Source organism: Pseudomonas sp. LBUM1661 (assembly GCF_059695925.1).
Genome location: NZ_CP166794.1, coordinates 468,999 through 492,580 on the forward strand (window position 1 = coordinate 468,999; position 23,582 = coordinate 492,580).

Annotated in this window: 14 protein-coding genes; 9 read left to right on the plus strand and 5 right to left on the minus strand. The window is 58.6% G+C overall.

The annotated features are described in order from the left end of the window. Nucleotides 1-321 precede the first annotated feature (321 nt). The 9 genes from putP to ACA057_RS02225 all read left to right on the plus strand — a co-directional run bounded on the left by putP (nucleotide 322) and on the right by ACA057_RS02225 (nucleotide 13,131). Nucleotides 322-1,806, plus strand: a complete 1,485-nt coding sequence (putP, locus tag ACA057_RS02185) for a sodium/proline symporter PutP (RefSeq protein WP_497345598.1) — start codon at nucleotides 322-324, stop codon at nucleotides 1,804-1,806. A 359-nt stretch (nucleotides 1,807-2,165) separates the two neighbouring features. Continuing rightward, a complete protein-coding gene (locus ACA057_RS02190; RefSeq protein WP_497345600.1) occupies nucleotides 2,166-4,118 on the plus strand; it encodes a type VI secretion system Vgr family protein in 1,953 nt (650 codons plus the stop codon). Continuing rightward, nucleotides 4,108-4,845: a DUF4123 domain-containing protein gene (locus ACA057_RS02195; RefSeq protein WP_497349786.1), complete on the plus strand. Its 738-nt coding sequence runs from the start codon at nucleotides 4,108-4,110 to the stop codon at nucleotides 4,843-4,845. The genes ACA057_RS02190 and ACA057_RS02195 overlap by 11 nt, the downstream gene beginning before the upstream one ends. Further along, complete coding sequence (locus ACA057_RS02200) at nucleotides 4,845-9,650, plus strand: RHS repeat-associated core domain-containing protein (RefSeq protein ID WP_497345602.1); 4,806 nt, start codon at nucleotides 4,845-4,847, stop codon at nucleotides 9,648-9,650. Before ACA057_RS02195 ends, ACA057_RS02200 begins: the two co-directional genes overlap by 1 nt. After that, a complete protein-coding gene (locus tag ACA057_RS02205) occupies nucleotides 9,647-10,066 on the plus strand; it encodes a hypothetical protein (protein ID WP_497345604.1) in 420 nt (139 codons plus the stop codon). The genes ACA057_RS02200 and ACA057_RS02205 overlap by 4 nt, the downstream gene beginning before the upstream one ends. Nucleotides 10,067-10,199: 133 nt before the next feature. Further along, nucleotides 10,200-10,502 (plus strand): transposase, encoded by a 303-nt coding sequence (locus ACA057_RS02210; RefSeq protein WP_497342247.1) that lies wholly within the window; start codon nucleotides 10,200-10,202, stop codon nucleotides 10,500-10,502. Then, nucleotides 10,499-11,335 (plus strand): IS3 family transposase, encoded by an 837-nt coding sequence (locus tag ACA057_RS02215; RefSeq protein WP_497342245.1) that lies wholly within the window; start codon nucleotides 10,499-10,501, stop codon nucleotides 11,333-11,335. Before ACA057_RS02210 ends, ACA057_RS02215 begins: the two co-directional genes overlap by 4 nt. Before the next feature lie 445 nt (nucleotides 11,336-11,780). After that, nucleotides 11,781-12,104, plus strand: coding sequence for a hypothetical protein (locus ACA057_RS02220; protein ID WP_497345606.1), 324 nt, complete (start codon nucleotides 11,781-11,783; stop codon nucleotides 12,102-12,104). Between the two features lie 187 nt (nucleotides 12,105-12,291). Further along, on the plus strand, nucleotides 12,292-13,131 hold the full coding sequence (locus tag ACA057_RS02225; protein WP_497345608.1) for a 23S rRNA (adenine(2030)-N(6))-methyltransferase RlmJ: 840 nt from the start codon (nucleotides 12,292-12,294) through the stop codon (nucleotides 13,129-13,131). A gap of 121 nt (nucleotides 13,132-13,252) precedes the next feature. On the opposite strand, the gene msrA is transcribed toward ACA057_RS02225, so the two are convergent. From msrA to aceE, 5 genes are all read right to left on the minus strand, one after another. Continuing rightward, nucleotides 13,253-13,900 (minus strand): peptide-methionine (S)-S-oxide reductase MsrA, encoded by a 648-nt coding sequence (gene msrA, locus ACA057_RS02230; RefSeq protein WP_497349788.1) that lies wholly within the window; start codon nucleotides 13,898-13,900, stop codon nucleotides 13,253-13,255. A 154-nt stretch (nucleotides 13,901-14,054) separates the two neighbouring features. Continuing rightward, the gene (locus tag ACA057_RS02235; protein ID WP_059405876.1) at nucleotides 14,055-16,748 is read right to left on the minus strand and encodes a sensor domain-containing phosphodiesterase; all 2,694 of its coding nucleotides are present in this window, start codon (nucleotides 16,746-16,748) and stop codon (nucleotides 14,055-14,057) included. 317 nt (nucleotides 16,749-17,065) lie between these two features. Continuing rightward, nucleotides 17,066-18,460 carry an alkaline phosphatase D family protein gene (locus tag ACA057_RS02240; protein ID WP_497345611.1) on the minus strand — a complete coding sequence of 465 codons (1,395 nt, stop codon included), beginning with the start codon at nucleotides 18,458-18,460 and terminating at the stop codon, nucleotides 17,066-17,068. A gap of 266 nt (nucleotides 18,461-18,726) precedes the next feature. Next, nucleotides 18,727-20,670, minus strand: coding sequence for a dihydrolipoyllysine-residue acetyltransferase (gene aceF / locus ACA057_RS02245; RefSeq protein WP_497345613.1), 1,944 nt, complete (start codon nucleotides 20,668-20,670; stop codon nucleotides 18,727-18,729). 11 nt (nucleotides 20,671-20,681) lie between these two features. After that, the gene (aceE, locus tag ACA057_RS02250) at nucleotides 20,682-23,327 is read right to left on the minus strand and encodes a pyruvate dehydrogenase (acetyl-transferring), homodimeric type (RefSeq protein ID WP_497345615.1); all 2,646 of its coding nucleotides are present in this window, start codon (nucleotides 23,325-23,327) and stop codon (nucleotides 20,682-20,684) included. Nucleotides 23,328-23,582: the final 255 nt, after the last annotated feature.

Here is a 23,582-nt window from a genome sequence, read left to right on the forward strand (position 1 = left end):
ACGTACCGCGCCTGCTTGGTGCTTTTCATTCTAGTAAACCGTCAGGACTGCCCTAAAAGGGAGCAAAAACAGGGCTTTTTCGGGTAAATCCGACTAGGTGCAACTTATTCGCGAAAAATGGGTTGCACCTTATTTGCTTTGTTGAATAGCATTCGCGGCCAAGGTGCAACCAGTCATAAAAGACAGGTGTACCGGCTGATGGCTTTCCTGGGGAAACATCAGTCATAAATGCGCGGGACCTGAAATCGTCTGTCAAACGTCGTCGTTTGCGCGCGGTTCACCAGCCGCCGCTACATAAAAACAAAGCCAGGGCGAAACTTAATGAGCGTTAGCAATCCAACTCTGATCACGTTCGTGATCTACATCGCAGCAATGGTGCTGATCGGCTTCATGGCCTATCGCTCCACCAACAACCTTTCTGACTACATTCTGGGCGGTCGCAGCCTGGGCAGCGTCGTGACTGCACTGTCTGCCGGTGCTTCCGACATGAGTGGCTGGTTGTTGATGGGCCTGCCGGGCGCTATCTACATGTCCGGTCTCTCCGAAAGCTGGATCGCCATCGGTCTGATCATCGGTGCTTACCTGAACTGGCTGTTCGTCGCCGGCCGTCTGCGCGTGCAGACCGAGCACAACGGCGATGCATTGACCCTGCCGGATTACTTCTCCAGCCGCTTTGAAGACAAAAGCGGTCTGCTGCGGATCATCTCTGCGGTCGTGATCCTGGTGTTCTTCACCATCTACTGCGCGTCCGGCATCGTCGCGGGTGCCCGTCTGTTCGAAAGCACCTTCGGCATGTCCTACGAGACAGCGCTGTGGGCCGGTGCTGCGGCGACGATTGCCTACACCTTCGTCGGCGGTTTCCTGGCAGTGAGCTGGACTGACACCGTACAAGCCACGCTGATGATCTTCGCCCTGCTGCTCACGCCGATCATCGTGCTGCTGGCCACCGGCGGCGTCGACACCACGTTCCTGGCCATCGAAGCGCAAGATCCAAGCAACTTCGACATGCTGAAAAACACCACCTTCATTGGCATCATCTCGCTGATGGGCTGGGGCCTGGGCTACTTCGGTCAGCCGCACATCCTGGCGCGATTCATGGCGGCGGATTCGGTCAAGTCGATTGCCAAGGCTCGTCGTATCTCCATGGCCTGGATGATCCTGTGCCTGGGCGGCACCGTCGCTGTAGGTTTCTTTGGTATCGCGTACTTCTCGGCGCACCCTGAACTGGCCGGTCCTGTGACCGAAAACCACGAGCGTGTGTTCATCGAACTGGCCAAGATCCTGTTCAACCCATGGGTTGCCGGTGTACTGCTGTCGGCCATTCTGGCTGCGGTGATGAGCACCCTGAGCTGCCAGCTGCTGGTGTGCTCGAGCGCCCTGACCGAAGACTTCTACAAAACCTTCCTGCGTAAAACCGCTTCCCAGGTTGAGCTGGTCTGGGTCGGCCGCGCCATGGTGCTGCTGGTTGCCCTGATCGCCATCGCGTTGGCCGCTAACCCGGAAAACCGCGTACTGGGTCTGGTCAGCTACGCCTGGGCAGGTTTCGGTGCTGCGTTCGGTCCGGTTGTCCTGATCTCCGTGATCTGGAAAGACATGACCCGCAACGGCGCACTGGCCGGCATCCTGGTCGGCGCGATCACCGTGATCGTGTGGAAACACTTCGAACTGCTGGGCCTGTACGAAATCATCCCAGGCTTCATCTTCGCCAGCCTGGCGATCTACATCGTCAGCAAACTGGGCGCGCCGACACAGGGCATGCTTCAGCGCTTCGCCGCTGCCGAGGCTGATTTCCGCCTGAACAAGTGATCGGGAAGAGCTGATGCTCTGACCTTTCGCCGAACATGAAAACGGCCCGCTTCCATTTGGAGGCGGGCCGTTTTTTGTTTGCGGGGAGGACGTTGTTGGGTTTGATGGCCCCTTCGCGGGCAAGCCTCGCTCCTACAGGTTCTGCTCCATGTTCGGATCACCGAAAACCTGTAGGAGCAAGGCTTGCCCGCGAAGAGGTCATCCGCCCCAACACATGACTTGTCTATAGCCCAACATCCCGATTTTTGAAGGAAGCTTCTCTTAAAAAAGTAGGGCAATTCTGAATTGCCTGACCTCCCATCAACACCCCGTATTGCTCATGCAGAATCGCTCGCCTTCATTCTGCAGAGACACATCGGATGTTCGCTCCTGCTAATCAACCGCGTTTCACGTTGACGATCGACGGCGTCCAGAATGAGCTCAACGTACTTGAGTTCACGGGCAAGGAAGCCATCAGCCAACCCTACCGCTTTGACATGGAACTGGTCAGCGAACGGCCGGATATCGAGCTCGAAAGCCTCCTGCATCGTCAGGCATTCCTGAGTTTCGACGCAGAAGGTTCCGGTGTTCACGGTCAGATTTTTCGTGTCGGCCAAGGCGATTCCGGTAAACGTCTGACGCGCTACCAAGTCAGCCTGGTCCCACGCCTGGCCTACCTCGGCCAGCGCATCAACCAGCGGATCTTCCAGCACAAGAGTGTGCCGACGATCATTGCGCACATCCTCGAAGACCACGGCGTCCTCGAGCATGACGCCTTCAAATTTGAGCTCAATAGCCAGTACCCCGAGCGCGAGTACTGCGTGCAATACGCCGAAAGCGATCTGGTGTTTATCCAGCGGCTGTGTGCCGAAATCGGCATTCACTACCACTTCCAGCACAGCCCCGACGGGCACTTGCTGGTGTTCGGCGATGACCAGACGTTTTTCCCTCTTTTGCCCGAACCGACGGCGTACCTGCCAGGCAGCGGGATGGCTGCGCCGACGCCGACCATCAAGCGCTTCAACGTACGCGTGGAAACCCGGACCACAGCGATCACCCGTCGCGACTACGACTTCAAAAAACCTCGCCTGCTACTGGAAAGTCACCTCGACAGCGAACAGCGACCGGTGCTTGAGGACTACCAATTTCCCGGTCAATTCACTGATCGCGAACAGGGCAAGCATCGGGTTCAACGAGCGCTTGAACGTCATAGTGCGGATTACCGTCAGGCTGAAGGTCACGGCGATCAATCCGTGTTGGTCAGTGGCCACTTCCTACAGCTCGGCGAACACCCACGCCAGGAATGGAATGACCTGTGGCTGATTACCCAAATCGAACATCACGGTCGTCAGCCGCAAGTGTTGGAAGAGTCGGCCGGCAGTGATGGCGAGGGCAATTTCCAGGGTTATCGCAATACTTTTCTGGCAACGCCGTGGGACGTTGTGTTTCGTCCACCCTTAGGGCCAGAAAAGCCACGGATGGCCGGGTATCAGTCGGCGGTGGTCACGGGCCCCAAGGACAGCGAGATCCATTGCGACGCGTTCGGTCGGGTCAAGGTCCAGTTCGCCTGGGACCGTGAGGAGGAACTCAAGGACCGCTCCAGTTGCTGGCTGAGAGTGGCGAGCAGCTGGGCTCACGACGGCTATGGCAGCGTGCTGACTCCGCGCGTTGGCATGGAAGTGCTGGTGGGGTTCGTCGACGGCGATGCCGACAAGCCGCTGGTGATGGGCTGCGTGCCGAACGGCGTCAACCCGGTGGCCTTGAATCTGCCGGCAGACAAAACCAGCAGCGTCCTACGCAGCCAAAGCAGCCCTGCGTATCCGAATGGGGAAAAAGGCTACAACGAGTTACGCATTGAGGACCGTCGGGGCGCCGAGCAGATCTACCTGCGCGCCCAGCGTGACTTTACCCAGCTCGTGCGCCACGACTTGCATGTGCAAGTGGAGCATCAACGCAACGTGGTCATTGGCAGCATCGAGCAGCCTGCGTCAACCGATAACCTTCACGTCTATGGCGATCGGCACATCCGCCTCAACAGCCAGACCGTCAAGGCGAGTGGGCAATTCCATGTCAGTGCGGGCCAGCAAGTGGTCATCGACGGCGGCGCCAGTGCCACCATTCAAGCGGGCGGGCACTGGATCAACATCGGTCCCGGCGGGATCTTCAGCAGCGTGCCGATTCAGGTCGGTGGCGCACCGATGCCGACAATGGGCGCACCGACCCCACAAAGAAAACGTGTTGCACTGAGCGTGGCGCAGATTCTGAGCCTGAAAAGCGACGCGCCATTCTGCGAAGAATGCGAGCGCTGCAAGGACGGTGTTTGTGCAGCCTGAGCTTCTATCGCCCCAGGCATGGTTGGAGCGCCAGCCGCTGCAAGCGTCAGAACAACTTTTCGCGATCTTCAGCAATGCGAGCGCGGCCGAACCTTTTAAAGCCTGGCAGCGTTCGAACACTGCTCGATTACCCCGCCCGATTTGGGCCGACACCGTATACGCCGAGTGGGAAGCGGTGATGCCCTATGTCGGAATCGTCGCTGAGGGCAGTGAGTTTCTCGAATGGGTCGCCACTACCGAGTCACGCGACTGGGGTTGGCTGACGGTGTCTTCTGTCACTCAAGAGGCGCTGGTCGAGCATCTACGCAGCCTCACGCAAGTCCTTCTGCCCAACGGCAACGCGGTGTTCTTTCGCTTCTGGGATGGGCGTTATGTGCTGCCGATTCTTCAGTCTGCCGAGGTGAATGCCGCGCAGCTAATACCGGTGATCGACCGCTGTTTGATCAACGGTCAAGCACGCGATATCGCTGGCAGTGCGCTGAAAACCTCGAAGGTTTTTCCGTGGTGGGAAGTTTCTGAATCACTGCTCAAACACCTCGCCGCCGAGTCCACAACAACCCGCATCAACAACTTGCTGCAGTGGTTGAGCGAAGACCGTCCGGATCTTTTCGAGGCGTTTTCAGAGAGCGTGTTGCGGCACAAAGTCGCGATCTTTCTTGAGACGCCTCATCTGCCTGAAGCACCGAAATCAGCCTTGGTGGATTACCTGATGACGGAGCTGAACTGATGGATCAGATCGTGCGCATCGAGCAGGAGCTCGACGGTTTCAAAGACACGTTAAGCGTGTATCGCCAGCAACTCGGCAGCTTCTTGAGCCGCAACGCGGACAAGGTCAGCCGCGCCACGGACATGCCGTCGCTGATAGGCATGGAGCGGCTGATCAAACTCGGCAATACCACTACAGCGGTGAGCAGTGGTGATGACGATTTTTTCTCGACGCTTGCACAGTGTCCGGAAGGCGGGACTCTGGAGATCGAGAGTAAGTTTGAATCGGTCTACGACATTCCGCTGGGGAACATTCAGGTCGATGTCATTGCCGTTGAGGGGGGCGAAAAAACCTCGGTCACGCTCGGTAAAAATGGCAAAGGGACGTTTAAGGGTACTGCCGGAAAGTTCTATCGCGTTCATGTCCACAGTGCTGTGACTTCGGACCAAGTTGATGAACTTTTCAAATCTTACGACGGCCTGACCCATGAACTGGAAAGCTGGCTGCGCAAGGAGTGGGAGGGGTTCAAACCGCAATGGTCGCAGCAGTCGGCGTCAGCGTCGTTGGCGGCGGTGGGCAATGGAATGCTCGCGGGAGGCTGGGCCGCCATTCAGGAGGTTTGGGATGGTATCGGTGAACTCACCGACATCCTGAAAGACCCCAACGCCTTTATCGAAAAGCTCGGCGAAAGTGCCGGCGAACTGGCGAAGCTTGCAGAAAGCGCTCCTGAAAAAATTGAAAAAGCCATGTTGCTGGCCAGCGACGAGGCGGCGCTGTGTTTGCTGATGCGCACGGCCACGCTGTGGCTGGACATGTTGCCGCCGGCGCAACTGGCCGGGTCTTCGGCCGAGGCCTTGTCCAAGCTGGTGGTCGGCCTGGTCATCGACCTGTTGATTGGCTTGGTCTTGTGTGTGGTTGGGATTGGCATCGCCTGGTTGGCGGTGCGCCTGACTAAGTACAGCACGCAGATTTTTCAGGCGGCAATGCGCTTCGTGAAGTCGATGGTCGCGGTCATCGACACCTTCATGGCCTACGTCGACCGCTACAAAAAAGTCGCCGCGCGCGGTGTTGCGGCAGGGCTGAAAAATGGCCGGATGGAGCTGCGCTGGAACGGACGCAAAAACACCACGCTCAAGCAAAACGAGCACCACGACAACGCCCCGAAGCAGGCCACCAACCCCAACGGCGACCCCGCCGATTCCGCCGATAAAACCGCCACCAACCAATGCCCGGTGTCGATGGTCACCGGCGAAGAACTGCTGACCCTCACCGACGGTTCGCTGGACGGCGTCCTGCCGTTCGACTTCACCCGGCTCTATCGCACCAGCGCCGCCGAAATCGATAGCGGCCTCGGTTTCGGCTGGAGCCACAGCCTCGCGCATCGCCTGGACATCGACGGCGACAACGTCACCTGGATCGACCACGAAAACCGTCGAACCCTCTTTCCGCTGCCCAACAGCGAACGCCCGGCGATCCACAACAGCCTGTCGCGGGCGGCAATTTTTCTCGGTGACGAACCGGAAGAACTGATCCTCGCCCAGGCCGGCGACGACGCGCGGTTCTTTCACTTTATCAACGGTCGGCTGGCGACCATCAGCGACGCTTACGACAATCGCCTGCGCATCACCCGCGACCGCCAGGAGCGTATCCAGCGCCTCGACAACGGCGCCGGTCGCGCCTTGTTGTTGCGCTATGACCGCCGCCATTTGGTCGCCGTCGACAATCAGCGGTTTGTCCCGGCCCCGACCCTCGACGAAGCCTGGCACACCGAACAAACGCTGGTCACGTATCGCTATGACGAGCGCGGTCGACTGATCGAAGCGAGTAACGCTGCCGGCGAAAGCGAGCATTACGCCTACGACGATCAACACGTGATCCTGCAGCGGCAACTGACCGGTGGGGCGAGTTTCTTCTGGGCGTGGGAAAGGTCCGGCAAAGCGGCCCGATGTATCCGCCACTGGGCGTCGTTTGCGCAGATGGAGGCGCGTTACGTCTGGGATGACGAAGGCCGCGTCACCGTCCAGAACATCGATGGCAGCGAAGAGGTTTATGAGCACGACGATCGCGCGCGGCTGGTGCGCAAGGTCGCGTTGGATGGCGGCGAGCAGCTCAAGGCCTACGACGACCAGGGTCGATTGGTGGCCGAGCAGGATCCGCTGGGTGCTGTCACCGAGTACCACTACGACGAAGTCGGACGGCTGGTCGCGCTGATTCCACCGCAAGACCAGCCAACGGCCTACGAGTACCGCAACGGTTTCCTGCATGCGCGGTATCGCGGCAACGCCGTGTGGAAATATCAGCGTAATGCCCAGGGCGACATCACCGAAGCGACTGATCCGGATGGGCAGGTCACCCACTATTTCTACGATGAAAAAGGTCGGCTGCTGTCGATCCGCTATCCGGATACCAGCCGGCATGTGTTTGTCTGGAATGCCTTGGGCCAACTGCTTGAAGAAACCTTGCCGGACGGGGGGCAACGGCGGTTTTCCTACGATGCATTGGGGCGGCGGATTACCGTTCAGGATGAACACGGTGCGGTTACACGGTATGACTGGGACGCTGTTGGACGACTGATCCAGACGACGCTGCCTACCGGTGCCACTCGCGCCTTCGGCTACAACGCCTACGGCAAGATCACTGCCGAGCGCGATGAACTGGGCCGCGTGACGCGCTACGAATACGCCGATGACTTACACCTGGTCAGCCGCCGGATCAATCCCGACGGCACCCAGCTTCGTTATCGCTACGACAATGCGCAGTTGTTGCTTACCGAAATCGAAAACGAATCCGGCGAAAAATATCAACTGGACTACACGCCCAACGGCCTGATCCGACAAGAGACCGGCTTCGATGGGCAACGCACGGCCTACGCCTACGACCTCAACGGTCATCTGCTGGAGAAAACCGAGTTCGGCAATGACGGCTCGCAACTGGTCACAGGTTATGAGCGGGATTCGGCAGGGCGCTTGCTGGTCAAAACCTTGCCCGATGGCATCAAGGTCGACTACCGCTACGACAGCCTCGGCCGCCTGATTAGCGTCGACGACGGTCATGATCATCCGCTTGAGTTTGAGTACGACCAACAGGATCGGTTGATCACCGAGCACCAAGGCTGGGGCACGCTGCGTTATGGCTACGACGCCTGCGGCCAACTCAATCGCCTGCGCCTGCCGGACGGCAGCAAACTCGATTACCACCACGCCAAGGGCGGCGCGCTGACCGCCATCGACCTCAACGGCACGCGGCTCACCACGCACCAATTTGCTTTCGGTCGTGAGCAACAACGGCAGCAAGGACAGCTGCTGAGCGAATTTGCCTACGACGATCAGGGGCGCCTGAAAGCGCACGCCGTCAGACAAAACCAACAACCGCTGTATCGCCGCGACTATGCCTACAGCGCTAACGGCAACCTCGACAGCATCGCCGACACCCGCCACGGCCAGCGCCGCTATCAGTACGACCCACTCGGCCGCCTGACCCGCGTCCGCCACAGCCGCGACGACCCGCCGGAAAGTTTTGCCCACGACCCGGCGGGCAATCTGCTGATGCAGGACCGCCCCGGCGCTGCGAAGGTTTCGGGTAATCGTTTGTTGATGCAGGGTGATCGGCATTACGACTACGACGCCTTCGGCAACCTCATCCGCGAACGCCGAGGCACCGCGCAAAAACTCGTCACTGAATACCGCTACGACTGCCAGCACCGACTGGTCGGCGTCACGTTGCCGGATGGAAGCGGTGCGAGTTACCGCTACGACGCCTTCGGCCGGCGCATCGCCAAAACCGTCGACGGCAACACCACCGAGTTCTTCTGGCAGGGCGACAACCTCGTCGCCGAAAGTGCTCGCGAGCACTACCGCAGCTACGTCTATGAGCCGGGCAGCTTCCGCCCACTGGCCATGCTCGACGGCAAAGGCCCGCGCAAGGCCTGCCCGTTCTACTACCAACTCGACCACCTCGGCACACCGCAAGAACTGACCGATTACAGTGGCGAAATCGTCTGGTCGGCGAAGTACAACGCCTACGGTAAGGTCACTCGCCTTGCGTTCGGCGGGGGAGAGCAGCTCGAGCAACCGTTGCGGTTTCAGGGGCAATACTTCGACGCCGAGAGCGGCCTGCATTACAACCGGCATCGGTACTATCATCCTGATGTCGGTCGGTACCTGACGCCGGATCCGGTCAAGTTGGCGGGTGGGTTAAACCAGTACCAGTACACGCTGAATCCGACGGGGTGGGTTGATCCGTTGGGGTTGAGCGGGAATTGTCCGCCGCCGAATAAGCCTGGGTGTAAGACGCCGGATGATACTTCTGGCGTGAAGGTTGATGAGCGTGAGCCTGCGCTTCCGAAACTGACGGCAGACCAGCGGCGAGCGAGGATTGATGAGTTGGCTGAAACTAATGCCAAGGGACGGGTAATGAAGTTGGAGAAAAAGTACAACATGCACACTGTGCAAAAGCACAGTTCAGAAATACCTGATGAGGCGCTCAAACAGAGGGCTATAAATGGAGCAAATCCTAAAACGGGACGAGTGCCAGTACCACCTAGAGGGAATTTAAGCTCCCAGTTCACAAATTGGAGAGTTCACTTTAATGCGTTGAACAAAGCTATGACGCGAGAAAGGCTAGGGCTTCAAGCACATACTGGTTGGGACCACAATAATGACCCGATTGTAAGGATGGAGTTACCTGGTGCAGGTCGCGGTTATCGACCGAACAAAAAAGACAATCAAAACCCTACGTTAAATGAAAATATGGATTGGTTTGAGGTTAAATTTGATCAGGATAGGGTCGGTCGGCCTTATACGGCTTTCCCCTCGGAGAGAAAATGATGTTGCGAGATCCGTTTATGGATAGAGATTTTGAACCGAATCTGATGTGGTTTATTGGGGTGTTCAATGTCTATGATCGTGAGGAAACTCGTGGCGAGGAACTGAAGGTATTCAATCCTAATAACCAGCGTGAAAGAGAGTTCCTGATCCTTAGGTATAGTTTGAAGCTGGGATGTTTGTCTTATAGGCATAAGTTTTTGTTGTTTGAGTTGCTGGCCGAAAAAATCAGAGATCGCAGTTATGACTTTGAAACTTTGTTCAATATCGATGAAGTGTATGACTCAAGTTGGCCTCGAGCTGAGTGGTACGCACTGGAAGACCCGCGTGGCTTTTTTGAGGACGTATATAGATTGGCAAGAGAAGAGTGGAAAGACGATCTTTGTAAGGCCAGTCTTGAAGACCAATCAACCTGGTAAGGCTTTATACCCCTGAGGCTGAAAGATCTTATGACCGCTTCGCGCTCATTCGCGGGCAAGCCTGAACTGGCCTAATGATTTTGGACACCTCAATCGGGCGCTATGATGGCGCCCAAATCTGAGGTGTTTGGATATGCGTAAATCTTATTCCAATGAGTTCAAACTCAAGGCTGCCAGCATGGTGCTGGACGAGGGGCAGTCCGTTCCCGAGGTCTGCACCAGTTTGGATATTGGCCCTACGGCCTTGCGCCGCTGGGTCGATCAGGTTCGTAAGGAACGCTTGGGTTCGACTCCGGTGGGAGCCAAGGCGATTACCGCGGATCAGCGAGAGATCCAGGAACTTAAAGCCTTGCTCAGGCAAAGAGACCGGGATATCGAAATCCTAAAAAAGGCCAGTGCTCTCCTGCTTTTGGACGCCAAAGATCACTCTCGTTGATCTGTGAGCTGGGCGAGCAGTACGGCGTTAACGATTGCTGTCGTGTCTTCGGAATAAACCGCAGTAGCTTTTACGCATGGCGTCAGCGCCAAGGCAAAGTGAGTCCTAAGCGAGAGAGGCTCAAGGCCATGCTGCTCAAACACCACAGGGCGTCGAGAGAGTCTGCGGGTGCTCGTACCTTGGCTAAACAGCTGCAAGCCGGCGGGTATGATGTCGGGCGATTCATGGCTCGCAGCCTGATGCGAGAAGCAGGCATTGTCAGCCGTCAACGCCGGCGCCATAAGTACAAGTCACCCGGCGTGGAAGCTTTGGTGGCACCGCATATGCTCAAACGCAAGTTTGATGTTACGGCGGTCAATCAGGTGTGGTGTGGGGACGTGACGTACATCAAAGTCGGCAAGCGCTGGCTGTATTTCGCGGCAGTTCTGGACTTGTTCGCTCGCCGGATCGTGGGCTGGTCATTTTCGATGATCTCCGATGCCACGCTGACCTGCGAAGCCCTGCGGATGGCGATTGAACTACGCGGTCGCCCAAAAGACGTACTGTTTCACTCCGACCAGGGTTGCCAGTACACCAGCCATAAATTCAGAAATGAACTGCTGGAACATGGACTCCGGCAGAGCATGAGCCGTAAAGGCGAATGCTGGGACAACGCTCCGATGGAGCGTTTCTTTGGAAGTTTGAAATCAGAGTGGGTGCCAGAAGCAGGCTACGGATCGGAACATGAGGCCCGAGCGGATGTGCAGCGCTATGTATCGCGCTACAACATCACCAGGCCGCATAGCTACAACGACTATCGGTCACCAGTCGCCAGGGAGAAGTTGGCGGCGTGAAACCTTAATCGGTGTCCAAGATTACTTGACCAGTTCAGCCTTGCTCCTACAGGATTGAAGTCGTTCCTATTTTTTGATGGGCTACCTCGACCCTGTAGGAGCGAGGCTTGCCCGCGAAGGCGGTCTTACAGACTGCGAAATTTCTGGGCAAGGTCGTCGGAAGTTTCCTTCAAGTTGTAGCGGTTTCCATGAACTGGTGCGCAACGAACCTCATCGATAGTCTTTGGTGGTCACTGCAAATTCAGTGACAGGGCGTGGAAGCCCTTCTATCGTTAGGCGCGTCAAGCGCCACCAGTTCGGCGTGTTTTATGGTGGCTGTGCGCGGGGCGCTTTCGAGTGCGCCGGGTGCCTAACGTCTCGGTCTTCCACACCTGCGTACAGCCGCCACCTATTGCGTGGAAGCGATTTTTGACGGCTTCAATCCATACGTTAGGACGAAAAATCGATGAAAACACTTCACCCCGATCCACCCTACATAAAACCAACCCCCCATCCCGAAAACCGCTTCATGGCGCTCACCAGCAACTGCGATGACATGCCAACCCTGTTCGTCGACACCCACGCGCCGCTTGATGTTTTGTATGACGCTGCCAGCTACCGGATTCAGGCCGTCACCCAGGTGATGGAGAACCTGTCCATGCGCGGTTCGATTGAGTGTCAGTCGTTCATTCTTAGTGATTTTGCGTTGCTCTGCGCCATTCCGTTGCGGGATGGGTGTGATGTGTTGGATGTGCTTGGGCGGCGGTTGAAGGCGCGGCCTTCGGAGTAAGTTAAGACGCACGTTTTTGTAGGAGCTGGCTTGCCAGCGAATGGAGACGACGCGGTGTATCAGGCAAAACGCCTTCGCTGGCAAGCCAGCTCCTACAGATTGTGTTGCGGCTTCTGCCCGCTCGGCTGTGAGGCCCTGACGTTCGCCGCCGTACAAGGTAAACTTCCCGGCCTTCGCAGGAGCAATCATGAATTATCGTCACGCCTTCCATGCCGGCAATCACGCCGATGTGTTCAAACACCTGACTTTGACCCGCCTCATCGCCCTGATGTCGCGCAAGGAGCAGCCGTTTGCCTATCTCGACACTCACGCCGGCATTGGTCTGTATGACCTGCAGGGTGATCAGGCGAGCCGTACCGGTGAGTACCTGGAAGGGATCGCGCGGTTGTGGGGTCAGCCGGATCTGCCGGCGTTGACCGCCGATTACATGAAGGTGGTGCACGACATGAACCCGGATGGCCAGTTGCGCTATTACCCGGGGTCGCCGGAGTTGGCGCGGCGTCTGACGCGGCCGCAGGATCGGGTGATGCTCAATGAGAAACACCCGGAAGACGGTGTGTTGCTCAAGGACAACATGGCTGGCGACCGTCGGGTGAAGGTGCATCTGGGCGAAGGCTGGCATGTGCCGCGCGCGATGTTGCCGGTGCAGGAGAAGCGTGCGGTGATGTTGATTGATCCGCCGTTCGAGCAGCTCGATGAGATGCAGCGTTGTGCGGCGTCGCTGAAAGAGGCGATTGGCCGGATGCGCCAAACCGTGGCGGCGATCTGGTACCCGGTGAAGGACCCGCGCATGTTGCGACGTTTCTATCAGGATTTGGCGGGGACGGGCGCGCCGAAGTTGTTGCGCGTGGAGCTGTTCGTGCATCCGTTGGATACGCCGAACAGCCTGAACGGCTCGGGGTTGGCGATTGCGAATCCGCCGTGGGGCCTGGAAGAGGAATTGCGTGAGCTGCTGCCGTGGTTGTCCAAGAAGTTGGGACAGACCCAGGGTGGGTGGCAGATGGATTGGTTGATTGCTGAGAGCTGATTGCCGATCAAATAAATCTGTGGCGTCTGGCCTGACGCCTTCGCGGGCAAGCCTCGCTCCTACAGTCTGGCGTGGTCTGTAGGAGCGAGGCTTGCCCGCGAAGCTTTTCAGCGTCCGAAAATCAGATCGGGCAGGTCACGCCGGTACCGCCAATCCCGCAATACCCTTCAGGGTTTTTCGCCAGGTATTGCTGGTGGTAGGCCTCGGCGAAGTAGACCGTCGGCGCTTCGTCGATTTCGGTGGTGATGATGCCTTTGCCAGCCTTGGTCAATTCAGCCTGGAACACTTGCGCGCTGTGTTTCGCGGCGGCCAACTGATCCGGGTTGGTGGCGTAGATCACCGAGCGGTACTGCGTGCCGATGTCGTTGCCCTGGCGCATGCCCTGGGTGGGGTTGTGCAGTTCCCAGAACATCTTCAGCAGTGCTTCGTAGCTGACTTTGGCCGGTTCGTAGACCACCAGAACCACTTCGCTGTGGCCGGTCAGGCCTGAGCAGACTTCTTCATACGTCGGGTTCGGTGTAAAGCCGCCCGCATAACCCACCACCGTACTGACCACGCCTTCGCGCTGCCAGAACTTGCGTTCCGCGCCCCAGAAGCAGCCGAGGCCGAAGATCGCGAAATCCACGTCCATGGCAAACGGGCCCAGCAGCGGGGCGTCGTGGACGAAGTGCTGTTCCGGCAAGTTCATTGGGGTTTCACGGCCAGGCAGGGCTTGTTCTTTAGTCGGGAGCACGTTTTTGTTCACCAGAATTTCCGAGCGCAGAACCATCATCAGTCCTCTCAGTTTGGGAATAGTCAGACACGCAGTTTGCCCAATTATCCCTGTGGGAGCGAGCCTGCTCGCGAAAGCGCTGTGACAGTCGACATCATGGTTGCCTGGCACACCGCTATCGCGAGCAGGCTCGCTCCCACAGGGGGCCCAGTCAGGCGATTGGGCCGCGCGGGTAGCGTTTGAGCTTCTCGATCAATTCGGAGCCCGGGATCGGTCGGTCGAACAGGTAACCCTGGCCAACATCGCAGCGGTGGCGACGCAGAAAGGCCAGCTGTTCGGCTGTCTCGATGCCTTCAGCCACGACCTTGATTTTCAGGTTGTGGGCCATGGCGATCACCGCGGAGGTGATTTCCATGTCGTCCTGGTTGTCGGGGATTTCGTGGATGAAGCTTCGATCGATCTTAATGATGTCGATCGGGAATTTTTTCAAGTAGCTGAGCGACGAGTAACCGGTGCCGAAGTCGTCCATGGCCAGGGTCAGGCCCAGGCGCTTGAGCTGGTCGAGCTGCAAGTGGGTGTCTTCGGTGGCTTCCAGCAGCAGCCCTTCGGTTAACTCAAGCTCCAGCAGGTTCGCCGGCAGCGCTTCTTCCTTGAGGATATTGGCGATGGACGCCACCAGGTCCGGATCGGAGAACTGCTTGGGCGACAGGTTGATCGCCACTTGCAGGTTGCCCAGGCCGGCGGCGGTCAGCTCTTTGCTCATGCGGCACGCCTGGCGGGCGATCCATTTGCCAATCGGGATGATCAGCCCGGTTTCTTCGGCGACGCTGATGAACTGGTCCGGGCGGATCATGCCTTTTTCCGGATGGTTCCAGCGCAGCAAGGCTTCCATCCCCAGCAAGCGGCCGCTGCGCAGGCAGAGCTTGGGCTGGTAGAACACGTCCAGCTCGTTTTGCGTCAGGGCGCGGCGCAGGTTGTTCTCGACGAACAGTTTGTAGCTGGCCTCGGCGTTCAGCGCTTCGGTGAACACCTGAACCTGATGTTTGCCGTTGGCCTTGGCCTTGTGCAGCGCGAGCCCGGCGTTACGCATCAGGGTTTGTGGGTCGCGGCCGTGCAGCGGCGCGCAGGCCAGGCCCACGGAGCCGGTGACGCTGATCAATTGGTTGTCGACGAACATCGGCTTGTCGAGGGTCATCAGCAATTGGCTGGCGATCTGTTGGCCGGCCTGCTGGTCGGTGTTGTCGAGCAACACGGCGAATTCGTTACTGGCAAACCGCGCCAGGCTGCCGCTCGGGCTCAGGCTGTTGCGCAGGCGCCGGGCCAGGCTGATCAGCAATTTGTCGCCGGTCTGGTGACCGAGGCTGTCGTTGATCCGCTTGAAGTTGTCGATGTCCACCAGCAACAGGCTGATCGGGGTATCGCTGTCTCGGGCGAAACGTTCATCGAGGTTGCGGATGAACGCCGGGCGATTGCCGAGGTTGGTCAGGTTGTCGGTGTAGGCCAGGCGCTCGATGCGCTGCTGGGCGAGTTTGGTCTGGGTGATGTCTTCGTAGATGCCGATGTAATGCGTCAACTCGCGGTTGTCGCCATAGACCTTGGAGATCGACAACTGGCCCCAGTAGGGTTCGAGGTTTTTCCGGCGGCTCTTGAACTCGCCTTGCCAACTGTTGCTCTTGGCCAGCGCCGAGGGCGCGTCGAACAACAGTTCGCTGAGGTTTTCCAGTGCCGGCAGTTCCGACAGCCGCTGGCCGTGGACTTCTTCGGTGGTGTACTGGGTGATCGCGGTGAAGCTCGGGTTGACGTATTCCACCACGCCGTCGCAATTGACCAGCAGAAAGGCGTTGGCACTTTGCTCGACTGCACGCTGGAACAGGTGCAGGGCGCTGGTGGCGGTGCGGCGGTTGTGGTTGTTGATGACCTGGGCGAACTGATCCGCCAGCTCGCCGGCGAAGGCGATTTCGTCCGATTGCCAGGCGCGGGTCGCACCGGTCTGCTCCAGGCACAGCACGCCGACCACTTGGCCGTCGACGCGGATGCTGGCGTCGAGCATGGCGTTGACGTTACGCGGGCGCAGGAGCTCGGCCAATTCCCGGGTGCGCGGGTCGCGCGCGACGTTGTGGGCGTCGATGGCACGGCCGGTGTGCAAGGCTTCCAGATAATCGGGGAACCCGCTGACGTCGATCGGCTCCGGCAGTTGGTATTCCTGGCAGGCGCGGTGATAGGCCGAGATCGGCACCAGCATCGACCCTTCGAGGTTCCACAGGCTGGCACAGTCTATTTCGTAGATGTCACAGGCACTGCGAGTGATCAGCTCGGCGGCTTCTTGCAGGGAATTATTAGTGCTGTAGCGCTGGCGGGTCAGCAGCAGGATCAGGTCTTGCTGGGCGCGCACACGGTCCAGGTGCAGGAGTTGTTCCTGCTGGGCGCGTTGATTGAGTTCCAGGGCGATTTGCAGGCGCGAGTTCTGGGTTTCCAGGTCCAGCGCCGGTATCAGCGGTTCGCCCCCGAACAGGCCGTCGACCACCAGCAGGTAGCCGCGCAACAGGTGTCGATTGTGTTGTTTGTAGGCTTCGCCCAACTCCAACAGGCTCAAGGTGCCGGCGGCCGTGTGCAGGGTGTAGCGGATCAGGTAATGCGGGCTTTCGGTGAGTTGCAACTGGACCGCGTCATGCAGTTGATAGCGCGCTTCGGGCTCCATCAGGCTCGCGTAGGGCGAGCCGACCAGGGCGCACAGTTCCACGGCCGGCAGGCCGAATTGTCGTTCGCAATTGGGATCGAGAAACAGCAGCGCCCAGCTCGGTTCATTCAGCCGTTCGAAACGCAGCATGCCGAGCCGCGAGGGCACCGGCAACTGCGTCACTACCTCGGCCACCATACGGCTGGCGGCATCGGGTTGGCTTTTCATAGGGAGGGAAACTCGCTTCGTATTTGCTGATCGCGCCGGGCTCTCGCCCTCTTTATTGTTGCCTGCGGCAAGGTTGCATCATTGCGACACCGACTGACAAGAGACATGAAGGCCAAGTGCTATAAGAATATGTCGGCAGGAGACAGGATTTCTCCAGCGAGTAGCCAAAAGTAATGTTTTCAAGCACAAAGATAGCTCAGTTAAAGGATTACATCCTGTGGGAGCGGGCTTGCTCGCGAAAGCGGTGGGCCAGTCAATATCGATGTCGACTGACCCTGCGCTTTCGCGAGCAAGCCCGCTCCACAAGTGGTGTGGCGTTAACGTAATTTAATGTGGGTCGATTGCAGCAACTTGCCCTTCCGGTCGTGATAATGGACGGAAATATGCTCGGCCTCGACGATCAGGTGGGCAAAGTTGTCTTCGCTGATCACCGCGCTGGTCAGTTCATGCCGATAGTCGCCCGCTGCTGTTTTGGCTAACGGTTGATCGAGAATGAAGGTGGATGCCTTGGCATACGGCAGCAGTTTGCTGTTGCACAGCGGCGACGACACGATGGTGTGAACTTCGAAGTCCGGGTCTCCGCTGTGTGTCAGTCGACTGGTCAGTGAGCCGTGGACATCGCCGGAAACGAAGACGACGTTCTGGATGCGGTGCGTACGAATCGTCTCCAGCAGGCGTAGCCGCTGCTCGGGAAAGGCCTGCCAGGCGTCATCGCCCAGGCGCTTGCGGTCGGGGTAGAACATCACGCTGGTGACCACGAATTTGACCCGGGCCGGGCTGTGGATCAGCCATTGGCACAGGGCCTGTTCCTGTTCTTCGTCAAGAATGCGACGGTCCTCGGCTGACAGGTTGCGTCGGGTCCGGCTGTCAGTGACAAACCATTCGATATCGCCTTCGGCAAATTGATACCAGTAGCGGTGCAAATCCCTGCTGACGTGTCCGCTGGCCATAAGTTCATGGGCCGGGCTGTGGCTGGCTTGATAAAGCTCATACGCCGCCAGGGCGTTTTTATATAAATAAGCATCGGACTTACTTTTATTGGCGGGCCAGTTATCTTCGATTTCATGGTCGTCGAGGATCATGTAAGTCGGCACGCCGGACATCAACGTTGCGATATGGGGTTGGGAAAAAGCCATTCGGTACTTGCTGAGTATTTCGCTGTACTCCCGGTCGGGCGCAATGAAGTTCAAGTCATCGACATAGACTTGGTCGCCGGTCATCAGCATGGCGCTGATCGGGGGTTCGGCATGCTGCGCCAAATGGGAGATGGCGGCGAAAATCCGGTCGCCGTGATGCGGAGAGGCTGGCTCGCCGCGAGTCATCCGCAGGTAACGACATGAGCCAACGATGTAGGCCCGTGGTGTCTTGGTTTTGCTGGATGCTGTGCGAAAGCGGTAAAGGTCCCGCGGCCATTGCAACGGTAGTTCCTGCACCGACTCTACGGTATGCACCGGGCTCATGGGGCTGAACCAGCCCGCTTGATATTCATACTCGGTATCGGCGGCAAGATCGTTGAGGGTAATCACATCAGACATGTCGCGCACATTCGCCAACTGCGCAAAAACGCCTTTGGACCAACGCTCGTCACCGATCCGTCTGTAACGAATGCCCGCAAATACCAAAGCATCTTTCTGTAACTCGCCACGCAAGAAAATACGCGCATGGTTAGTTGTGGTGTGGCCAATAATCGGCCCGACTGTAGGTTTGAACATATTCGAATCCATTCGAAGTAGTGCCAACTAAATAAATAGCGTGTTCAAAAGATTTATTAATCTTTTAACTAAGCCTAGTTATTAGTCGGCCAAAAATACCGCGCAGAAGTGGACTCGAGTTGTGGCCGATATCAGCCGCGCACGTAGGACGTTGGTTTTTTCAGGACAAAAAAAGCCCCGCCAAATTGGCGGGGTTGAGGTACGAGCGTGGCGCTCGGAAAACGTGGAACGCGAACGGCCCTCCGGTAAGGGAGGGCCGGCCGGTGTTACAGCAGGATGGTGCGGATGTCCGCCAGCAGGCTGCTCAGACGCTGGGTGAAACGTGCAGCAGCGGCGCCGTTGATCACACGGTGATCGTAGGACAGCGACAGCGGCAGCATCAGCTTCGGCTGGAAGGCTTTGCCGTCCCAGACTGGCTGGATGGTTGCCTTGGAAACACCGAGGATCGCCACTTCCGGCGCGTTGACGATCGGCGTGAAGCCGGTGCCGCCAATGTGGCCGAGGCTGGAAATGGTGAAGCAGGCGCCTTGCATGTCGTCAGCGGTGAGCTTCTTGTCGCGGGCTTTGGCAGCCAGCGCAGCCGCCTCAGCCGCAAGCTGCAGAAGGCTTTTCTGGTCGACGTTCTTGATGACCGGTACCAGCAGGCCTTCAGGGGTGTCGACGGCGAAGCCGATGTTCACGTATTTCTTGCGGATGATCGCCTTGCCGCTTGGCGCCAGCGAACTGTTGAAGTCCGGCAGTTCCTTGAGCAGGTGCGCGCAGGACTTGAGCAGCAGCGGCAGGATGGTCAGCTTGACGCCAGCCTTCTCTGCAACGGCTTTCTGCGCGATACGGAACGCTTCCAGCTCGGTGATATCAGCCGAATCGAACTGAGTCACGTGCGGGATGTTCAACCAGCTGCGGTGCAGGCTCGACGCGCCGATTTGCATCAGGCGAGTCATCGGCACTTCTTCGGTTTCACCGAAGCGGCTGAAGTCCACGACCGGAATCGGCGGGATGCCCGCGCCACCGGTTGCGCCAGCCGCAGCGGCTGGTGCTTCCTTGGCCTTCTGCATCATGGCTTTGACGTAAACCTGCACGTCTTCTTTCAGGATGCGACCGTGCGGACCGCTGGCGCCGACCGCATTCAGCTCGACACCGAATTCACGGGCCAGTTGGCGCACAGCCGGGCCGGCGTGAACCTTGGCGCCAGGCTTGGCCGGTGCGGCAGCAGGCGCGGCAGGTGCAGCGGCAACAGCCGGAGCAGCTTCAGCCTTGGCCGCCGCTGGTGCTGGTGCAGCAGCGGCCGGAGCCGGCGCAGCGCCTTTGACTTTCAGCTTCAGGATCAGGTCGCCGGTACCGACTTCGTCATCCAGCTTGATGGAAACGCTTTCCACCACGCCAGCGGCAGGCGATGGAATTTCCATGCTCGCCTTGTCGGATTCCAGGGTGATCAGCGACTGGTCGGCTTCAACGGTGTCGCCGGCCTTGACCAGGACTTCGATGATCTTGGCCTTGCCTGCCGAACCGATGTCCGGGACATGAATGTCCTGAACGCTGTCGGCAACCGGTGCAGCCGGAGCCGCAGCGGCAGGTGCCGGAGCAGCGGCAGCCGGTGCAGCTGCCTGAGCTGGCGCGGCCGGTGCCGCAGCACCTGCCACTTCCAGGTCCAGGATCAGGTCGCCGGTGCCGACTTCGTCGTTGAGCTTGACGCTGATGCTCTTGACCACGCCAGCGGCCGGCGAAGGGATTTCCATGCTGGCCTTGTCGGATTCCAGGGTGATCAGCGACTGATCAGCCTCGACGGTGTCGCCGACCTTGACCTGGATCTCGATGATCTGGGCCTTGTCCGCCGAACCGATATCCGGCACGTGCACTTGCTGAACCGAAGCGGCAGCAGGCGCAGCCGCTGGAGCTGGAGCAGCAGCGGCAGCAGCCGGTTTCTCTTCAGCCTTGGCCGCCGGCGCAGCGGCAGCCGCAGGGGCCGCAGCAGCGGCACCTTCGATTTCCAGCTCGAGCAGTTCGTCGCCTTCTTTCAGGCGATCGCCCAGCTTCACTTTCAGGCTTTTGACGATGCCGGCCTTGGGAGCAGGAATCTCCATGCTCGCCTTGTCCGATTCAAGCGTCAGGATGCTCTGGTCGGCTTCGACACGGTCGCCGACCTTCACAAATAGTTCGATTACTTCACCTTCACCGCTGCCGATGTCAGGTACGCGAATGAGTTCGCTCACAGAGTGTCTCCTCAGCAGTCCAGTGGGTTGCGTTTTTCCGGGTTGATCCCGAACTTGGCGATGGCTTCAGACACCACTTTAGGTTCGATATCACCACGGTCAGCCAAGGCTTCCAGGGCTGCCAACACCACGAAATGACGGTCGACTTCGAAGAAGTGACGCAGCTTCTTGCGGCTGTCACTGCGGCCGAAACCGTCGGTGCCCAGGACTTTGAATTCCTTGGACGGGACCCACTGACGAATTTGCTCAGCGAACAGCTTCATGTAGTCGGTAGAGGCAATGACCGGACCTTTACGGCCGTTCAGGCACTCTTCGACGTAGCTCAGTTTAGGCTTCTGGCCCGGGTGCAGACGGTTGCTGCGCTCAACGGCCAGGCCGTCGCGACGCAGTTCGTTGAAGCTGGTAACGCTCCACACGTCAGCGCCGACGTTGAACTCTTCACGCAGGATCTTCGCCGCTTCACGGACTTCACGCAGGATGGTGCCGGAGCCCATCAGCTGAACGTGGTGCGCAGCTTCGCGGGTGTCTTCCTCGAGCAGGTACATGCCCTTGATGATGCCTTCCTCGACACCGGCCGGCATGGCTGGCTGCTGGTAGGACTCGTTCATCACGGTGATGTAGTAGAAAACGTCCTGTTGCTGTTCGGTCATCTTCTTCATGCCGTCCTGGATGATCACCGCCAGCTCGTAGCCGTAGGTTGGATCAAAGGTGCGGCAGTTCGGGATGGTGGCAGCCAGGATGTGGCTGTGGCCGTCTTCGTGTTGCAGGCCTTCGCCGTTCAGCGTGGTCCGGCCGGCGGTGCCGCCGATCAGGAAGCCACGGGTGCGGCTGTCGCCAGCGGCCCAGGCGAGGTCGCCGATACGCTGGAAGCCGAACATCGAGTAGAAGATGTAGAACGGCAGCATTGGCTGGTTGTGGCTGGAGTACGAAGTACCGGCCGCGATGAAGGAGCTCATGGCGCCCGCTTCGTTGATGCCTTCTTCGAGGATCTGGCCCTTCTTGTCTTCCTTGTAGAACATCACCTGGTCTTTATCGACTGGCTCGTAGAGCTGGCCGACGGAGGAGTAGATGCCCAACTGACGGAACATGCCTTCCATACCGAAGGTACGGGCTTCGTCCGGGATGATCGGAACGATGCGCGGGCCGATTTCCTTGTCCTTGACCAGTTGCGCGAGGATCCGCACGAACGCCATGGTGGTGGAAATTTCACGGTCGCCCGAGCCGTCCAGGATGGCCTTGAGGGTGTCGAGCGACGGGGTCGGCACGCTGAAGCTCTGCGCGCGACGCTGTGGCACGAAACCGCCCAGCGCAGTGCGACGCTCGCTCAGGTAGCGGGCTTCTGCGCTGTTTGGCTCTGGCTTGAAGAACGGCAGGTTTTCCAGCTCTTCGTCACGTACTGGAATGTCGAAACGGTCGCGGAACAGCTTCAGGCTTTCAACATCAACCTTCTTGGTGTTGTGCGCGGTGTTCTTCGCTTCGCCGGCACCGGTGCCATAACCCTTGATGGTCTTGGCCAGGATGACGGTTGGTTGTTCTTTGTGGTTGACCGCTTCGTGGTACGCCGCGTAGACCTTGTACGGGTCGTGGCCTCCACGGTTGAGTTTCCAGATCTCGTCGTCGGACAGATCAGCAACCATCGCCTTGAGTTCTGGCGAGTTGAAGAAGTGTTCACGCACGAACGCGCCGTCTTTGGCTTTGTAGTTCTGGTACTCGCCGTCGATGACTTCGTCCATGCGACGTTGCAGGATACCGTCGACGTCCTTGGCCAGCAGCGGGTCCCAGAAACGGCCCCAGATGACTTTGGTCACGTTCCACTGAGCACCGCGGAACACGCCTTCGAGTTCCTGGATGATTTTGCCGTTGCCGCGAACCGGGCCATCGAGGCGCTGCAGGTTGCAGTTGATGACGAAGATCAGGTTGTCGAGCTTCTCGCGGCCAGCCAGCGAGATCGCGCCCAGGGATTCGGGTTCGTCGCACTCGCCGTCGCCCAGGAAGCACCAGACTTTTTGCTTGCCTTCCGGGATGAAGCCACGGGCTTCCAGGTACTTCATGAAGCGTGCCTGGTAGATCGCCTGGATCGGGCCCAGACCCATGGAGACGGTCGGGAACTGCCAGAAATCAGGCATCAGCCAAGGGTGCGGATAGGACGACAAGCCCTGGCCGTCGACTTCCTGGCGGAAGTTGTTCATCTGGTCTTCGGTGATGCGGCCTTCCATGAACGCACGGGCGTAAACGCCTGGCGAGGTGTGGCCCTGGAAGTAGATCAGGTCGCCGCCGTGTTCGTCGGTCGGGGCCTGGAAGAAGTAGTTGAAGCCGATGTCGTACAGGGTTGCACTGGAGGCGAAGCTGGAGATGTGACCGCCCAGGTCAGAATCTTTCAGGTTCGTACGCATCACCATGGCCATCGCGTTCCAGCGTACCAACGAGCGAATGCGGCGTTCCATGAACAGGTCGCCAGGCATGCGTGCTTCGTGGGTAACGGGAATGGTGTTGCGGTATGGCGTGGTGATGGCGTAAGGCAATTGCGAACCGCTGCGGGTTGCGAGTTCGCCCATACGGGTCATCAGATAGTGAGCACGGTCTTCGCCTTCTTTGTCGAGAACCGATTCCAGGGCGTCCAGCCATTCCTGGGTTTCGACGGGATCGAGGTCTTGCATGGCTTGCTCCAGGGCGGAAAGGCTTCCAGAATCGGTTGCCTGAGTTTGCGACTGGCCTTGTGGGCAGACGATATAAATTCTTGGATTGCCGAGAGGTTGTTCCGGCGGCGTGTAGTTTTACTACAAATCTTCGGGCATTTCAGCCTTTCGGATGTATATACGAGTAGTAAAACTACAGATGAGCGGCTTGTGGCCTCCAGCTGCGTTGTGAGAATAATCGTTAAGGTTGGTCTTTTGCCAACCAGAAAAGGTGAA

What these genes read in the sequence shown, in the direction of transcription:
- putP (WP_497345598.1), top strand. Translation starts at nt 322, where the DNA reads ATGAGCGTTAGCAATCCAACTCTGATCACGTTCGTGATCTACATCGCA.
- ACA057_RS02190 (WP_497345600.1), top strand. Translation starts at nt 2,166, where the DNA reads ATGTTCGCTCCTGCTAATCAACCGCGTTTCACGTTGACGATCGACGGC.
- ACA057_RS02200 (WP_497345602.1), top strand. Translation starts at nt 4,845, where the DNA reads ATGGATCAGATCGTGCGCATCGAGCAGGAGCTCGACGGTTTCAAAGAC.
- ACA057_RS02205 (WP_497345604.1), top strand. Translation starts at nt 9,647, where the DNA reads ATGATGTTGCGAGATCCGTTTATGGATAGAGATTTTGAACCGAATCTG.
- ACA057_RS02210 (WP_497342247.1), top strand. Translation starts at nt 10,200, where the DNA reads ATGCGTAAATCTTATTCCAATGAGTTCAAACTCAAGGCTGCCAGCATG.
- ACA057_RS02220 (WP_497345606.1), top strand. Translation starts at nt 11,781, where the DNA reads ATGAAAACACTTCACCCCGATCCACCCTACATAAAACCAACCCCCCAT.
- ACA057_RS02225 (WP_497345608.1), top strand. Translation starts at nt 12,292, where the DNA reads ATGAATTATCGTCACGCCTTCCATGCCGGCAATCACGCCGATGTGTTC.
- msrA (WP_497349788.1), bottom strand. Translation starts at nt 13,900, where the DNA reads ATGGTTCTGCGCTCGGAAATTCTGGTGAACAAAAACGTGCTCCCGACT.
- ACA057_RS02235 (WP_059405876.1), bottom strand. Translation starts at nt 16,748, where the DNA reads ATGAAAAGCCAACCCGATGCCGCCAGCCGTATGGTGGCCGAGGTAGTG.
- ACA057_RS02240 (WP_497345611.1), bottom strand. Translation starts at nt 18,460, where the DNA reads ATGTTCAAACCTACAGTCGGGCCGATTATTGGCCACACCACAACTAAC.
- aceE (WP_497345615.1), bottom strand. Translation starts at nt 23,327, where the DNA reads ATGCAAGACCTCGATCCCGTCGAAACCCAGGAATGGCTGGACGCCCTG.